General features: G+C 35.8%; 17 protein-coding genes and 1 riboswitch. Of the genes, 5 read left to right on the top strand and 12 right to left on the bottom strand.

All coding sequences use genetic code 11. From position 1 onward, the window contains the following. Positions 1 to 85: 85 nt before the first annotated feature. The 3 genes from ACFVT8_RS03770 to ACFVT8_RS03760 form a co-directional block, all read right to left on the bottom strand. Positions 86 to 1,123, bottom strand: a complete 1,038-nt coding sequence (locus tag ACFVT8_RS03770) for a beta-carotene 15,15'-monooxygenase (RefSeq protein ID WP_387081891.1) — start codon at positions 1,121 to 1,123, stop codon at positions 86 to 88. 1 nt (position 1,124) lies between these two features. After that, positions 1,125 to 1,619, bottom strand: a complete 495-nt coding sequence (locus tag ACFVT8_RS03765; RefSeq protein WP_387081892.1) for a MarR family winged helix-turn-helix transcriptional regulator — start codon at positions 1,617 to 1,619, stop codon at positions 1,125 to 1,127. 213 nt (positions 1,620 to 1,832) lie between these two features. Further along, positions 1,833 to 2,720: an AraC family transcriptional regulator gene (locus ACFVT8_RS03760; protein ID WP_387081893.1), complete on the bottom strand. Its 888-nt coding sequence runs from the start codon at positions 2,718 to 2,720 to the stop codon at positions 1,833 to 1,835. A gap of 110 nt (positions 2,721 to 2,830) precedes the next feature. Here ACFVT8_RS03760 and ACFVT8_RS03755 point away from each other — a divergent pair, with 110 nt between their 5' ends. Then, positions 2,831 to 3,772: a DMT family transporter gene (locus ACFVT8_RS03755; RefSeq protein ID WP_387081894.1), complete on the top strand. Its 942-nt coding sequence runs from the start codon at positions 2,831 to 2,833 to the stop codon at positions 3,770 to 3,772. Between the two features lie 138 nt (positions 3,773 to 3,910). After that, the gene (locus ACFVT8_RS03750) at positions 3,911 to 4,957 is read left to right on the top strand and encodes a Cj0069 family protein (RefSeq protein WP_387081895.1); all 1,047 of its coding nucleotides are present in this window, start codon (positions 3,911 to 3,913) and stop codon (positions 4,955 to 4,957) included. A 160-nt stretch (positions 4,958 to 5,117) separates the two neighbouring features. On the opposite strand, the gene ACFVT8_RS03745 is transcribed toward ACFVT8_RS03750, so the two are convergent. The 4 genes from ACFVT8_RS03745 to ACFVT8_RS03730 form a co-directional block, all read right to left on the bottom strand. Further along, complete coding sequence (locus ACFVT8_RS03745) at positions 5,118 to 5,540, bottom strand: hypothetical protein (RefSeq protein WP_387081896.1); 423 nt, start codon at positions 5,538 to 5,540, stop codon at positions 5,118 to 5,120. A 473-nt stretch (positions 5,541 to 6,013) separates the two neighbouring features. Further along, positions 6,014 to 6,646 carry a LysE family transporter gene (locus tag ACFVT8_RS03740; RefSeq protein WP_387081897.1) on the bottom strand — a complete coding sequence of 211 codons (633 nt, stop codon included), beginning with the start codon at positions 6,644 to 6,646 and terminating at the stop codon, positions 6,014 to 6,016. Between the two features lie 444 nt (positions 6,647 to 7,090). Continuing rightward, entirely contained in the window at positions 7,091 to 7,831 is a 741-nt protein-coding gene (locus ACFVT8_RS03735; protein ID WP_387081898.1) for a tetratricopeptide repeat protein, read from the bottom strand. Positions 7,832 to 7,891: 60 nt separating this feature from the next. Then, positions 7,892 to 8,167 (bottom strand): hypothetical protein, encoded by a 276-nt coding sequence (locus ACFVT8_RS03730; protein ID WP_387081899.1) that lies wholly within the window; start codon positions 8,165 to 8,167, stop codon positions 7,892 to 7,894. An 84-nt stretch (positions 8,168 to 8,251) separates the two neighbouring features. Between ACFVT8_RS03730 and ACFVT8_RS03725 the strand changes: the two genes are divergently transcribed. The 3 genes from ACFVT8_RS03725 (at position 8,252) to nspC (ending at position 11,094) form a co-directional block, all read left to right on the top strand. Continuing rightward, positions 8,252 to 8,458, top strand: coding sequence for a hypothetical protein (locus ACFVT8_RS03725; protein WP_387081900.1), 207 nt, complete (start codon positions 8,252 to 8,254; stop codon positions 8,456 to 8,458). Between the two features lie 270 nt (positions 8,459 to 8,728). Beyond that, a complete protein-coding gene (locus tag ACFVT8_RS03720) occupies positions 8,729 to 9,958 on the top strand; it encodes a saccharopine dehydrogenase family protein (RefSeq protein WP_387081901.1) in 1,230 nt (409 codons plus the stop codon). After that, on the top strand, positions 9,955 to 11,094 hold the full coding sequence (gene nspC / locus ACFVT8_RS03715) for a carboxynorspermidine decarboxylase (RefSeq protein ID WP_387081902.1): 1,140 nt from the start codon (positions 9,955 to 9,957) through the stop codon (positions 11,092 to 11,094). The genes ACFVT8_RS03720 and nspC overlap by 4 nt, the downstream gene beginning before the upstream one ends. A 44-nt stretch (positions 11,095 to 11,138) precedes the next feature. Here nspC and ACFVT8_RS03710 read toward each other — a convergent pair whose 3' ends face one another. The 5 genes from ACFVT8_RS03710 to ACFVT8_RS03690 all read right to left on the bottom strand — a co-directional run bounded on the left by ACFVT8_RS03710 (position 11,139) and on the right by ACFVT8_RS03690 (position 16,178). Next, positions 11,139 to 12,023: an amidase gene (locus ACFVT8_RS03710; protein ID WP_387081903.1), complete on the bottom strand. Its 885-nt coding sequence runs from the start codon at positions 12,021 to 12,023 to the stop codon at positions 11,139 to 11,141. 43 nt (positions 12,024 to 12,066) lie between these two features. Continuing rightward, positions 12,067 to 12,157, bottom strand: a riboswitch (cyclic di-GMP riboswitch). A 240-nt stretch (positions 12,158 to 12,397) separates the two neighbouring features. Next, positions 12,398 to 12,604 carry a DUF6366 family protein gene (locus ACFVT8_RS03705; protein WP_387081904.1) on the bottom strand — a complete coding sequence of 69 codons (207 nt, stop codon included), beginning with the start codon at positions 12,602 to 12,604 and terminating at the stop codon, positions 12,398 to 12,400. A 291-nt stretch (positions 12,605 to 12,895) separates the two neighbouring features. After that, entirely contained in the window at positions 12,896 to 13,384 is a 489-nt protein-coding gene (locus tag ACFVT8_RS03700) for a chemotaxis protein CheW (RefSeq protein ID WP_387081905.1), read from the bottom strand. Between the two features lie 25 nt (positions 13,385 to 13,409). Next, positions 13,410 to 14,525: a M20/M25/M40 family metallo-hydrolase gene (locus ACFVT8_RS03695; RefSeq protein WP_387081906.1), complete on the bottom strand. Its 1,116-nt coding sequence runs from the start codon at positions 14,523 to 14,525 to the stop codon at positions 13,410 to 13,412. A 552-nt stretch (positions 14,526 to 15,077) separates the two neighbouring features. Further along, positions 15,078 to 16,178: a 2-aminoethylphosphonate aminotransferase gene (locus tag ACFVT8_RS03690; RefSeq protein ID WP_387082541.1), complete on the bottom strand. Its 1,101-nt coding sequence runs from the start codon at positions 16,176 to 16,178 to the stop codon at positions 15,078 to 15,080. Positions 16,179 to 16,292: the final 114 nt, after the last annotated feature.

Raw genomic sequence — 16,292 nt, 5'->3', positions numbered from 1 at the left:
CCACTCCAATCAACTTATAAAATGGTAATTGATTTGCTAAATGAAACAGGTGCCAGCTTAATTTGCTAGCACCTGTTATTTATTATTATCTATTATCTCCCATTCCTTGTAGGAGCATTTTTCTAAATTCCTGAGCTCGATCGGCTTTTATGGCTACTTTGTTATAACGCTTTTTAAGCCCGAGCATGAAAGTCACTTCCACAGGCTCCTTCATTTTCAAAATAAACTGTGGGTATGCCGCTTCAAAATCACGTGCTATAAAATCAATTGTATCCTTGGATAATTTTCCTTCTAACTGTTCCTTATCCTCAATAAGCTCTTCAATTTGTTCAAAGCGAATTTCTGCTCGTTTCATCAATCCTAAAGACAAATACAGTTTATCAGAAGTTACATGGACAGGATTTAAACGAATAGCTTGCATATCTGCTATAAAAAATAGAACAGTGTATACATTTAAAATAAGTAATAAAATCGAAAGAACTATTGATTTCTCATGTAGCCACCAATGAATCCCTATTGTTTCAATGACTGTCCCATGGATTAGCATAATGATAAAGGCAATATAGCTCGAGTTTTTATGCAAGGTTAATCCAGGTTGCTCTTTTCTCTTCCAACTTGCAAAAGCGTAGTAAAATACTACAAAATCTGCGCAAAATACTTGGATAATAGGATGCTTCGGTGCATGTTTTTCAACTGCTTTTGGAAATGAGAACAAATCTGGTAAAGTAGTTGATCGTACATCCGCTAAAATTCTCGGCATGTAACGAACAAGCATTGCAACTAGTACAATTTCGAATAAGATAATCGAACCTTCAATCGCAAAACCAGCCCAAGTCACTGCAACAAAAGGATGCAAATGTTCTACCGGAATAATAAAACGAGCTGCAATACAACCAGCCGCTGCCAAAATAATCGCTTGTTTAATAGAAAACTTTCCTTTATACAGTAGACATAAAACAGGCATAACAAGAACAAAATCAATTAATGAGCCAATAACAACTCCATTTGTTTCAGAAGGTAAAATCGATACACCCAAACCAGTGTTATAAAGCGTGTAATTGCTAGCAAGTACAAGTAACAAAAATGCTAGCCATATATTTTGCTTTTTCTTTAATGCAACCATATTAAATCTCCCCCTTTTTCAAATGAATATCATTTATTTCATCAATAATTCCTTCCTTTAATACAATTTGATTGAGCTTTTGAACTATCTCTTTTAATTGCACGACCTCACTTAATTCGAGCTTAGAATAATATCTAGAAATAATAAATCGTTTTATTTCTTCCTCTCGTTGAAAATACTTAATGCCTGAAGTATCAAGATTTACAAATATTTCACGTCGGTTTTCTGGATTAATGCTTCGGGTTACATATTGCTGCTCTTCAAGTTTACTAACTAGCTGTCCGACAGCACTAGACGTTATATTCATATAACTTGCAATCTGTCCAATCGTCAATTGGCTATTTTTTTCAATAAAATCTAATAGAATTATTTGTTTAGGGGATAATTCATCACTCAATAAATTTTGATGTAAATTTATGAAATGGCTATCCATCGAATAAATAGCTTCATTTATTTCCTCCACAAGCTTAAATAAAAGTTCTTCATCTTTTGTCATCACTAAATCAATCCCTTAAGTAAAGTTAATAGTAAAGATATCTTTATTATTAACTTTACTTTATCTATAATGGTTATCATTGTCAATAAATCCAGCAATAAACAGTATGGTCTATTCCGATAATTTTCAAGAATTTATCACATCTTACTTCTCATTCGCGGTTATTCGATTCTTTTTTGCGGAAATTCTTTTGCCTCGCACGGTTATGCTCTACTATCCTTTATCAAAAAATTGTTTACGATAAACATGTGGGGAGTATCCTGTATATTTCTTAAATTTTTCAATATAGTAACTTACTGTACTAAAGCCTGTTGTTGTAGCAATTGTGGTGATAGATTCTTCACTATCACGTAATAGCTCCATACTTTTGCGAAGACGATAGTGTAGTAAATATGTGAATGGTGTCATGCCGACTATTTTTTTGAAAAAGCGGCTACATTCTGCACGGCTTAAAAAAACATGCGCAGCTAAATTTTCTAAGGATATTTTCTCCTGATAATGAGCATGTATATAATCAAGCATATCTTTCGCTCGTTCATGCTGGACAATAATTGCTGGGTCCAGTATTTCTTCTGTTAGCATTGATTGTGACAAAATAATTTCCCAAATGAATAATAGCTCTCTCCATACCTTTAGCTCATAAAAAACGGCTTGCTCTTGCAGTAATTCCGCCACGAGTTCTACTTTTTGCGCCAATTGGCCGGACAGTTTTACATAAGGTAGTCTATTACTCGTTATATACGGTAGTACATATTTAGTTGCAAAAATACTGTCCTCGTGTCCGCTTAACAGTAATGGGTTCACGTTAATACAGAAAATTATAGCCTGCTCTATTTGAAAAGGTTTTGCTTCATGTAAACCCGATGCATTGACAAATAGCCCCTCTTCCTTCTCAAGTACAATAACATCTGCCCCTACTCGGTATTCCACACGACCACTTTTCACAAAGACAAATTGAATTTCCTTATGCCAATGTAACGGGACAAAATCCAGACTATCTCGTCGCAAAACCGTCTCATACAGTGCAACTGGAAATTCCTTCGTCCCATGTAACGTTAGTTCTTGTAAATCCTTCGCAATTTTAATATGTGTTAACGCCACTACTTAGTTCACCTCAATATATTGATATTTTTAACCCTATAAATCGATATTTTTTACGCTTAATCTTCTTTATTATTGTTTTATATTGATAGTTTAGGAGATGTTTTAAGATGAATCAATCAGCACAGAAAAATCGTACCCTTGGATTTATTCTTGTCATTCTAGGGGCAAGTTTTTGGGGTATTGGTGGCACCGTCGCACAAAAGCTTTTTCAGCAGGAAAATATAGAGGTTGGCTGGCTCGTTTCTAGTCGTCTCCTTTTAGCTGGCCTATTACTCATTACTGCCTATAAAATTACACATCGCAAAGAGTCTATTTTTGTAATGTGGCGGACAAAGCAAAATGCTTTTAGACAAATTTTATTTAGTTTACTTGGAATGTTGGCAGTTCAATATACGTATATGATGTCGATTGCAATAGGCAATTCTGCTGTTGCGACATTATTGCAGTATTTAGCACCACTTTTTATAATGGCCTATTATTTAATAACGAAGCACAGTCAATTGACAAGACAGGATGGAATAGCTGTTATTCTAACACTTGTCGGTACTTTTTTACTATTAACAAATGGCTCGTTGTCTACACTATCTGTGCCATCGATGGCCGTATTTTGGGGGATTTTATCTGGTCTTTCGGCTGCTTTTTATACGTTATATGCCGTCTCACTTTTACAGCAGTTTCACTCATTGTTAGTTGTAGGCTGGTCAATGCTTATTGGCGGGATTGTGATGAGTCTTTTCCATCAACCATGGCAAATTGATATGACAGACTGGGCTTTTTCGACAATTGCTTACTTTCTGTTTATCGTAATTTTTGGGACAATGCTAGCATTTTGGTTTTATATTGCAAGTTTGCACTATTTATCGCCCAAAGAAACTAGTTTACTTGGTAGCCTGGAGCCTCTAACAGCTGTTATTACAAGTGTGGTTTGGCTAAAAATTGCCTTTGGTAGTTTTCAGTTTATTGGGACAATGCTTATTCTCTGCATGATTTTATATCTTACAGTTTTTCAGAAAAAGAATAGCAAGGAAGGCTTAACCAATTTAAGATAATTCCAAAATCATTAGTTATTAATCCCTATACGAAATAAATAAACTATGAATTTCCACATAAAATTTACATATTATTTATATCCTTTTTCCTTGGCTGTCTATTATACTGAAAATATCATCATTCAAGGGGGTATTTTTATGGATAAAAAGGTTATTTTTTTCGAGGTTCATGGCGGCACAGATAAGGGTCCTGACGGCTATCGGCAAGATACAATGCCAATGGTGAATGCGCTAAAACAACGTGGACAGGATGCAGAAGTCATTTTCTTTGATGTTACAAAAAAAGAGGAAATTTTTAATTACGTCAAAGAGCAAGGTATTGCCTATGTATCACGTATTAATCCAGGAAACTTACTGCATGAACAAGAGTACTTCGATATGTTGCGTGAACTATGTAATGCAGGTGTCATCGGTATGCCACACCCTGATGCAATGATTGGTTATGGTTCTAAAGATGCATTATCAAAGCTATCCTCAACGAATTTAGTGCCTGATGATACATTTGCTTATTATACAATTGAAGCATTTAAAGCGCAGTTCCCTACTTCTCTTGCTATTACTGAACGCGTCCTAAAGCAAAATCGTGGATCTACGGGCGAAGGTATATGGCGAGTTAAATTGGTTGAACCCCTTGCTAAGGGAATTACAGAAGTGCCACTTGATGCGGAGATCAAATGTACAGAAGCAAAGGATAATCATGTGGAATATTGGAAACTAAGCGATTTCATGGCGTTCTGTGAGCAATATATTACTGGTCCAAATGGCATGCTAATTGATATGCGCTTCCTTCCTCGTATTACTGAAGGAGAAATCCGCTTATTTATGTTACGAGATAAACCAGTTAACGTAGTACATAAAAAACCGGCAGATTCCGAGGACGCATTTAGTGCAACACTGTTCTCAGGTGCGCAATATCGCTATGATGCACCAGAAGACTGGGAAGAGCTTGTCCAAAACTTTTTAAGACAACTACCAATCGTAACTAGTTTACTGGGCAATTATGATTTACCGCTCATATGGACTGCCGATTTCATGCTTGATACAAACGAAGCTGGCGAAGATTGCTATATTTTAGGGGAAATGAATTGTTCATGTGTAGGCTTCACTTCTGAACTTTCTTTAGCACATCAAGTAGCAGAAGAAATTTTAGCTTGTATCCATGAAAATACTGAGATTTCAGCATAGTGAAACCGGTCTTCTTCATTACTACCCGTTAATGCGGGATAAATAAAAAAGTGCGATCTTCTGATTATATAACGGAATAGGAATAAAGGATAATTAGTCTATTATAGAGGCTGGTTATCCTCTTTTTATATACATACTATTCTTATTTTGAGTTGGACCTTTAGTTTTCTATTCGGATAAAGTATTTTTCATAAATATCTATTGCTTCAATCTGTGGATTATTTAAATCAATTTTCAACTCACCCTCACGCTCTTCATCTTCTTCACCCAACCAACAAATATAAACTTCACAATAATCACCTTGTGGAAGCAACTCTTTTAGTAAGTGACATAAATAGAGAAAAGTCTTTTTGGAATTTTCATAGTTATGTGGTGAATGAATCTTTTGATATGCATTCATTTGCCAAATAGGGTTACCTTTCTCATAAATTTCATAAATATAAGGCGTAGTAAAATGCTTCTGTTTAACTACATCACGATCTTCTTCATCCGAGAAAACATAATCAATTTCAACTTCATCCTCCGTATAATACTCATTAAGTTTTACTGGAAAATTTAAACCAATATAGGTTGCTATACTCATTTTCACATACTCCTTGTTTTAGAGTGACTTTTATTTAACTCCTCATTGTTTAAGTTCTTCTTCAAGTACACTAAAAAAACGCCCTCACTTGTTGGAGAAACGCCACCGCTACCATTCCAATTTCATTCCATAGAATACTTTACCTATCAAATCTTAACAATGTATTGCCTTATTTCATATATGAAATATTTTCCTCTTTCATCTAAACTCCCATTAGTTGATTAAGCCAAGATAAAACAACAATCGCTACGAACAGAATCATAAAAAATGAGCTGAGACAAAAAGAAAAATGTTAGACCTAGATATAATCGGTCTAACATTTCTTTGATTTTAGATGGAAATTCACTTTGGTGAAGCAGAAAAGTTATTATCTCTTTTTGTTATTTTTCAAAATAAACGAGTTCTGTCCTAGCCTCATTTCTTTACATACGTTTGAAGGTTGTCACCCTAAGATAATATGAGGATCTCACTTTTTATATATAAATCTTAATGGCTTGTATAAATTCATAAATAAAATATCCGGCAAAGCAAATTAGTAATACACCCGCTACCATTGTAAGCGACTTAATAACCTTACGACTCATCGCTTTACGGGTAATTGAAACAATGGTCATCAAGCCAATATCATGCAACAATATGCCACTCAGAACCCCTGCAGCAATCACTAAAAAGTTTGCTGACTCTCCTTGCCCATATGATTTAGCAAGTACAACACCGAAAACATTTACCCAAAATACTAGATTTCCAGGTGAAATGGCAACTAGTAAACCATTACGATATGAAGCAAAAAATGATTTTGTCACTTTCTCTCCTGCAAGCGTTATATCATGATCAGCATTTTTTATAGAATCCAGCCCTAAAAGAAATAAAAAGCCAGCCCCTATAATCCACATAGGAATTTGAATGATAGGCATTGCTAAAATAGACGCTAGTCCCATATACAATGCAAAAACCAATACAATATCAATTGTCATTCCACCAAGCCCGACAGCCCAACCATGCATAAAGCCATTTTTTAGTCCTTGCTTTGTCATTTCTACTGTAATTGCCCCAACAGGCATGGCAATCGCAAGTCCTACCAATACATACGCTACATATAGACTCAACTAAACACTTCTTTCATGATCAATTTCGCCTTGGCGTAATTGCGGCCGGATTTTGAATTGTGTCCGCACAATTCATTCCTTTTAAAATCCGTGACATCCGCCGGAGGCTTTATCTTCATTCAGTAGGCGTTTGAACACCCACTGAAAAGGAACCATCTCCGCATTCATTTCTTCAAATTTAGAGGTTAGAGTCTTTTACTGAATGAAGATAAGATAAGTTTCATACGTCCGTTTATAATTGCATTATAGCATAAAAATACACATAAGGTTACTTTTACTAATAAATATTCATTTTTTACATGCTAGTACTTTATTTATTTGTATGAAATTATTAGGATACCTATTCTAATTGCTATTCAAGTTTTTATATACTTATCTGAGCTTTTTTTCTACTAAAAACGTCCTATTTTAACTTGTATTTGCAGGACTTCTTTCTCTTTCCTCTTAGAGCATTTGTTTTTTCCATTGTGATAGTACGTCGTTGGATTTCGCGATGTCCACTTTTAATGCAACCTGATTAGCAGAGCAACGTTTCTTAGCCTTGTCCCAGGCTTCTTCTAGAGCAGGTAAATAGCTTAAATTTTTTGTAGCTGCGACAAGCTGTAAAAAAATATTCCCTTGAGTATAGTACCAGCGAGGGTTCATGCTATCTAACTGAATAGCCTCTTCAATAAGCCTTAGTGCTAAATACGAGCTGCCTTCGTTTCGACTCAAAAACTGTGCAAAGGCTCCCCAGTAAAGGGCTTTATTTGGCTGTAGTTTTATCGCCTCCGCATATTGGACAAGTGCTTTATCATGCTCCTTTGCAAGAGCAAAATATTCAGCCATTGTATAATATGCATTCGCTTGTGCCTCGATCGATCCAGCTAATAATTCATCTACTACTTTACCGAATTGCTGATCATCCGCACTTCCTATGTATGCAGCAAGGACATCACGTTCTGGATAGGAGCCATCTGTCCGTTCAACACTTTGCTTCACTTTTTCAGCAGTAGGAACAGGCATATTTGCATAACCGTTCGCTTCCAACAATGCGACGTGCTGTTGGATTGTTGCAAATGATTCATGTTCTGCAAACGTACTATTTGCTAAAACTGCTTTGGCTAATTGATAGCTTTCTTTCACATGCCCATTTAAAAATAAATCATTTATCTGTTGTACTTGCTCATCAAACTGTTTGATCACTATTTAAATCCTCACCTTCACTAAAAGAAAAGTCTTATAGGTATTTTACCATCTTTAAATTTAAAACAAACTAAATAGCAATAATTTTTCTACAATTCTTTTAATTTGATGTTGAATCAGTAACCACATTAAAAGTCTGATAACATTGTGGTTCATCATATAGCGAGGTTTGATTTCTGTTCCGACTGAATGTTTTCCCGAGGGCAGACGGTGAGCCGCTTGACTCCCAATTCGGCACTTAGCCATGCATTTTGCCGCCTGGCGGAAACTTTTCGCTGCTTGTACATGCTTTTCCGCCGCTTCATCTGTGGTAGTAATCCCCAGATTAAAAAACATTGGTTAAAATTCCGAATTATGAGATAATTGAAGTGTATTTTCATTTTTTGAGAGCAATAAACTATATATAGGAGGGCTTGTGCTATGAATAGACGATTTCATTTTGTATCGCTTATTATTGGAAATTTGTTAATACTAGGAGCTATTTTCATTTATGCTATGCAAAGTCAAGTGGATGTGGAACTCAGCACATATGCCCTTGTGATGGGGTTTTTAAGCGTATTACTACTGATCTTTTTTTATTTATGGGGGGATGAAAAACAACAAATATCAAATCGTTTTTCTAAATAACTCGTGGGACTTAAAAGGTTTTGAAGTGACCTTAAATTTCTTCAAACGTTGAACAAAAAAATGATTTTCCCCTTTTCTACATCAGTAGTAAAGGGAAATTTTTTTCACGAAAAGCTTCTTTTTTCGTGGCATTCCCCTCTGTATACGCCAAATTATTGTTGAAAAATAAAAAATTTTATAGAAAATTTAAAAAGAATGATTGAGTAGTAATTCAATTTTCTGTATAATCAGCTTGTTTGACAATACTAATTTGAATTTGGGGGTAGACAATTGGGTAAAGCATTGATTATAGGAGCTGGCGGAGTAGCCAGTGTTGTGGTACACAAGTGTGTTCAAAATTCGGACGTATTTGAGGAAATTTGTATCGCAAGTAGAACTGTTTCAAAATGTGACGCTCTAAAAGAAAAACTAGATGGCGGAAAAACAAAGATTCATACTGCGCAGGTAGACGCAGACAATACGGATGAGGTTATTGAGCTGATTAAAGCCTTCGGACCAGAAGTTGTTATTAATGTAGCACTACCTTATCAAGACTTAACGATTATGGATGCTTGCTTAGCGACAGGTGTACACTATGTGGATACTGCAAACTACGAGCCACCTGAAACGGCAAAATTTGAATATAAATGGCAATGGGCTTATAAAGAAAAGTTCGAAAAAGCTGGCTTAACTGCTTTACTTGGTAGCGGTTTTGATCCAGGTGTAACCGGCGTTTTCACAGCTCATGCACAAAAACATGAATTTGATGAAATCCACTACATAGATATCGTGGATGCAAATGCCGGTGATCACGGTTACCATTTCGCTACAAACTTCAACCCAGAAATCAACATTCGTGAAATTACTGCAAATGGGCGTTACTGGAAAGAAGGCGAGTGGGTTGAAACTGCACCACTTGAGAAAAAAGAGGTTTATAACTTACCAGAAATCGGACCAAAAGATATTTACCTTTTATACCATGAAGAACTAGAATCACTTGCTAAAAACATTAAAGGCTTAAAGCAAATCCGTTTCTGGATGACATTCTCTGAAAAATACTTAACACATTTAAAAGTATTAGAGAATGTTGGTATGACTTCTATCGAGCCAATTGAGTTTGAAGGACAAATGATTCAACCAATTCACTTCCTAAAAGCTGTACTACCTGATCCAGCATCACTTGGACCACGTACAAAAGGAAAAACTAATATCGGTTGTATTATTCGTGGTCTAAAAGATGGTAAGGAAAAAACTTATTATGTGTACAATGTGTGTGACCACGAGGAATGCTATAACGAGGTTGGTTCACAGGCAATTTCGTACACAACTGGTGTACCAGCAATGATTGGTGCAATGCTTGTGATGAACGGTCAATGGCGTAAACCAGGTGTTTGGAATGTCGAAGATTTCAATCCAGATCCATTCATGGATGCACTAAATAAATGGGGTCTACCATGGCAAGAAAGCCATAATCCAGAATTACTTGACCTTGAGTTAGATGCAAAGGAATTAAGTCGATGAAGCCAATTGATTTCTCAAAAGTTCCATCCCCTTCTTACGTAGTGGATGAACGATTATTAACAAAAAATCTAGAACTTTTAAAATCGATTCAAGATCGCACAGGCTGCCGTATTTTACTTGCCCTAAAAGGGTTTTCAATGCATTCAACATTCCCATTAGTTGGTGAATATTTAGCAGGGATTACGTCAAGCTCATTATTTGAAGCTAGACTAGGCTATGAAAAAATGGGCAAAGAAGTTCATGTCTATGCACCCGCTTATGTGGAACATGAAATGGACGAGCTTCTTGGCTATGTTGATCATATTGTGTTTAATTCATTTAACCAATGGAATCAATATAAAGACAAAGTAAAATCTGCTGGTAAAACACTTGAATGTGGTATTCGTATCAATCCTGAGTACTCTGAAATTGAAACAGCACTTTACGACCCTTGCTACACGAATTCTCGTCTTGGCACAACATTAGCCAACTTCGACAAATCACAGCTTGACGGTATTGATGGCTTACACTTCCATGCAATGTGTGAGCAAAACTCCGATACGTTAGAGCGTATTATACAAGTTGTCGAAGAAAAATTTGGTGATGTCTTACATCAAATGAAATGGTTAAACTTTGGTGGAGGTCACCATATAACTCGTGAGGATTATGATGTAGAAAAGCTTGTGAATATCATTAATTACATTCAAGACAAGTATAACCTTCTCGTCTATTTAGAGCCAGGTGAAGCTGTTGCACTTAATACAGGCTATTTAGTAGCAACTGTTCTCGATGTACAGAAAAACGGTATGGACCTAGCAATTTTAGATACATCGGCAACTTGCCATATGCCAGACGTTCTAGAAATGCCATACCGCCCAATGATCATCGGTTCTGGTCAACCAAATGAGCTAGCTTACACATATCGCCTAGGCGGGCTTACTTGTCTTGCTGGTGATGTAATTGGTGATTATTCATTTGAACAACCTTTACAACCAGGCGATCGTTTAGTATTTACAGATATGGCGCATTACTCAATGGTGAAAAATCATATGTTTAATGGTGTAAATCTTCCGTCAATCGTTTCTTATAACGATGAAAAAGGCATTAAAGTCATTCGTGAATTTAAATTTGAAGACTATAGCGGCCGACTTTCATAAGGCCAAAGAAAATCCTCTCCAACTTATAGATGGAGAGGATTTTTTCATGGCTGCATATTCATCCAACTATCAACATGATGAATGGCAAAACCATTATAACCTTTTTTATTGGCATAATGTTTATTAACTTGTGCTAACTGTTTATTCATATAGGCCTCTCCATCTCCATAGAAGGTAATATTTTTCCCTTCATCAGAGGCTCCTGTTTCCACACTAATAATAATTGATTTTTTTACTTTTTTTGCATAGTTTATTTCATGTTCAACAATATTAATAATGTCTTTAGCAGCAGCTCGATAAGCCATTATCGAAACACTTTCCACTTGGTCAATCACCCAATCAGCTAATAAACCTTTCCCAAATTGGTTTTTGTACGTAATTTCGTCAAACCAAAATGGCATATCCACTTCCAATGGCAAATGTAATCGATCGGTATCCCCTTTCGCTCTAGTGAGAAGTGCTTGATAGGATTCAATCGTTTTTACTTGGTTCGAGTTCCATCCACTATTTAAGTAAGGCTCTACATCGAGATGAACTCCAGAAAATTGCTCTGTTGCTGCTGCATTTTCATTATATGTATGTAACCAATCAAACAACTGATCCTGCATTTTATAGCCCTCTGCTGAAACCCAGCTTGCAGAACCATCTAATGCATATACTTTTATACCTTTTGCCGTTGCTTTATCAATAAAACTTTTGTAATAGTTACTTGCTATATCACTATTTACTTGTAAATATAATTTATTAATATCTTTGCTTTCTAAAAATGAGAGTACCCCTGATTCATCTTCGACAATCTTCGTCGTATCCCATAACCAAGTAGCCTTATCTTGCATGGCCATTGCATCTACCTTCCCCATTGTTAATCCTAGCGTACTTACAATTGCTACTATAACAATGATTGCTTTTGATAGTGAACGACTTAACATATATTACATCTCCATTCTATTGGCCGAGGCTCATAGAACAGAACCTGGCAACCTGACGATCATGCACTAAAAAATAGTGTTTAGACTCATGGCTTTGCGTCCTTCCCTTTCGATGAAGTTTGCCTTTTACAGTAGTTTTCTTACCTTACATAATACGACGATAGAATGAAAATGTCTGTAGGTAATACGCATAATTTTATTTATAACTATCAAATAAGATTATAAGAATACAGGTTATTTTTACTATATCAAAATAAAAGCGTAGTAATTTTGAAGGTGAATAACTTGCATGAAGTGAGAGTGAAGAGATAGATTAAGTAGCAATTGAGGACTATGGAATGCAAAATAAGAGATTATGATTCCTTTTGATATCTTTAACTGAAAAACAATTTGTATGTAATGTATCCTATCAATAACACTAAAACTAATACCACCGTCTCTTTCCAACCCATCCCATTTAAATTTCCGCTAGTTCCCCTATTTATTCCATCGTTTAAAGAACCTGTAGGATTATTTTTTAATTCATTTTGTTTTAACCACTCTCTTTTTTCTTCTGGTGTTTCCTTTTTCTTTGAATCCATATGATAAATACCTCCCTTAATTAATATTTACTTATTTATACTATAGAAAGTTATATATATAATCATGCAAATTCTTTTGTGGCTTATTGGACGCCCCCAAGAAAGTGCTCTGTCTTTAACGAAAATCAACCATACGTTACGGTCTTAGTTTAAAATTCGCCATCCAGTATTTATACTCCTTTTACTGTTGGGATATCGATTAAAAAGAAGAAAGACAGAATCACATATTTGTAATTCTGTCTAAAACATCAACATGAAGTGTTGTATTGAATTATTTAACCCTACAAAAACTTATGCCTCTACGTTTTCTTTTTCATTTTCAAGCATTTTGTGTAAATAATTAATAATTTCACGTATACCTTCTAATGAATTTACTAGTATTTTCGGATCAACGTATGTGATCATGCGATTTTCAAGATTAGCCACAGCTGTAAAGTAGCGTGTTTTTGAATAATTGACAAGTCCCATCTGCTTTAATACTGACTCATCAAAATCAAGAATTTCACGAGCTTCTGTTACAAGTAATCCATAATTCACAACATCCGTGTTCAACACTATAATCCGTGCTGTTGCAGCATTAGAAGAACGATTATAAAGAATACGTTCAAAATCAAGCACAGGGATAAGCTCGCCACGAATTCTTGTGAAGCCTAGTAGATAATTAGGCAAGTGAGGAATCGGTGTTACTTGTTCTAACTTTTCAATCGAAATCGCTTGTTCCACTGGCACTGCATATTCCTCTGTACCACAAGCAAAAACTACTGCCTTTACACTTTCCATGCGGTCACATCCTCGATTTTTGTTGTTATTTTTTCGCAGACTCTTTTACGATTTCAACAAGTAAATCTGCTAATTTTTCTAATTCTTCGACTGGGATTTTTTCATTTGTTGTATGAATGTCCTCGTACCCAACAGAAAGATTTACTGTAGGGATGCCAAAGCCCGCAATAACATTAGCATCGGAACCTCCACCTGAAATACCAAGTTTTGGTGTGCGTCCGATGTTGTTAGCAGCTGCCATTGCCACTTGAACAACTTTATCTGATTCTGTTACACGGAATCCAGGATACATTAGCTTCACTTCAACTTCAGCCTTTGCACCTAATGAAGCAGCAACTTGCTCAAACGTCTCCTGCATATGCTTAGTTTGTGCATCTAACTTCGCTTTGTCGATCGAACGAGCTTCTGCAATAATCGTTACTTCGTCACACACAATATTTGTTGCCTGACCGCCCTCAAAGCGCCCAATATTGGCTGTTGTTTCTTCATCTAACCGACCTAGCTTCATTTGTGCAATACATTTGGAAGCAACCGTAATCGCAGACACTCCTTTTTCTGGAGCGACACCAGCGTGAGCTGTTTTCCCAATTATTTTAACGAAAATTTTCGCTTGGAATGGAGCCGCAGTTACAATTCCCCCTACTTTGCCATCACTGTCTACAGCAAAGCCGTATTTTGCCTTAATTTTAGCTGGATCTAACTCTTTAGCGCCAACGAGTCCACTTTCCTCTCCAGCTGTAATAATAAATTCGATATCACCATGTTCAATATTTTGCTCTTTTAAGCGTTTAGCCATTTCAAATAATGTGGCAAGACCTGCTTTATCATCAGCACCTAAAATAGTTGTACCATCTGAAACGATATAGCCATCTTCACGAAGAGATGGTTTAATCCCTTTACCTGGGACTACTGTATCCATATGAGATGTAAAATAAATTGGTTCGATATTTAATGAACCTTTTAGCGTAGCAATTATATTACCCGCTCCATGCCCGTTACGAGTATGTGCATCATCTTGTTCTACTGTAAAACCAAGCGCTGTTAATTTGTCGATTAAAATCGGCGCAATCACTTCTTCATGTTTTGTTTCTGAATCGATTTGTACGAGCTCAAAAAACTCTTCTACTAAACGACTTGTCATGTTGTAGGACTCCCTTAGTTTACGTGTTTTTCCACGTTATAGTATATGTATTATTTTAGCACAACGATTAAAGAGTTGAAATAATACGCTTATAAGATCTACGCTATTTATCAATTACTCTTCGGCAAAACAAGGGGTTGATTTCCGTTCCGGCTAGGCGCTTCCTTGGGCGCCGGGCCAACAATTCTGTGCGAAAGCGTAGTGTTAACGTAGCGACAGCGACACGAGGTTGATCACGAAGGCGTTATCATAGGATGTGATGCTTTTAACATTCGTTTCTCTATTGCTTATCCCCAAGGAGTCGCCCTGCCTCTGTAACTTTTGAAAAAGATTGATTAAAAACGACAATCCTCAATTTTGGGATAAAAATAAGCCTCATATTTTGAACAAAGTTTGATCAAAATACGAGGTTTTACATGTTTAGCGCTAATCATTTTTATAATTAAGATTGATTATGAATCTTCCTCCATTAGTTGAACAAGGCAAAGCATTAAAAAAATTAATTAATATCACCTACATAAATTGTAGGTTTTCCACTGTTCCGTGAATAATTCAGGTTTGTAGATATTTTTCTAATAAAGTTAAAAAGTGCTCGATATCATCTTTGCTAATATCACCAATGTTGGCTACCCTAAAAGAATTTAATTGATAAAGTTTTCCAGGATATATCGTTATTCCATTAGCATAAAAATAATCATGCATTTCTTTAAAATTATACTTTTCACTTTCAGGCTCTACTATTGCTGTAATAATTTTTGAATGGTTCTCTTTAGGGACGAGATATCTTAAACCAAGTCTAGAGAGGCCATCTATTAAGGTTTCCCAACATTGAGAATATCGTTCATATCTTTCTTTCATTCCTTCTGCTTTTAATTCTACAATCGCCTGTTTTAACGCATAGATAGTTTGTATAGGCGGAGTAAAACGCATCTGACCCGTCTCGATGAAATGGTAATATTGAGAATAAAGATTCAAGTAATAATTTGTCGGTATTTTTGTTTTTCCTTTTTCTAGTTCGCTTTTTTTAGCTATAACAAAAGAGACTCCTGCCATTCCTTGAAGGTTTTTATTGGAACTAGCCGCCAAATAACTTATTTTCATTTTACTCATATTAATAGGAATAGCCGCAAACGAACTCATTGCATCTACCATCATATTAATCTCGTTTTCTTCGCAAATGGAGCCAATCGATTCTATATCGTTTAATAATCCCGTTGTTGTTTCATTATGCACGACAGCTAGAAAAGAAACTTTTCGTGGAATTCTTTTAATGAATGAATGTAACTGATCTAATTTTATCGGTTGATCGGGTGGACTTACAAACTCAATCCAATCCAGCTGATAAGCTTCTGCAATTTCACACATTCTTTTCCCATAGGCACCATTATTAATGATTACTAAAACCCCATCAGTCATAACTGAACTCAAGATCGACTCTACAGCAGCTGTACCTGAACCACCGAATAAAACGGTTGTATATTGATTCTCTTCTGAAACTAAACTAGTAATCTCAGAAGTAACAAATTGCAATACTTGGCTGAAGTCATCTTCACGAGGGCAAATATCAGGTACCACTTGTGCGTATTTAACCGTATCTGTTGTAGTAGCAGGTCCGGGATTCAATAATATATTTCTTTGAATTTTCTTCACGATACTCCTCCCTTTAATTTTATTTCACTTCTATACGCGGTTCGAATTATCTCCCTCCAACTAAGCTTTAGTACTGTAAAGAGGCTTCTTATAAGTAAGATTAACCTTCTAATATCT

Origin of the sequence: Lysinibacillus sp. NPDC058147 (genome assembly GCF_042884205.1) — a bacterium.
Taxonomy (GTDB): Bacteria; Bacillota; Bacilli; order Bacillales_A; family Planococcaceae; genus Lysinibacillus.
The sequence above is the reverse complement of the archived record's forward strand: the minus strand, read 5'-3'. Positions and strand labels throughout refer to the sequence as shown.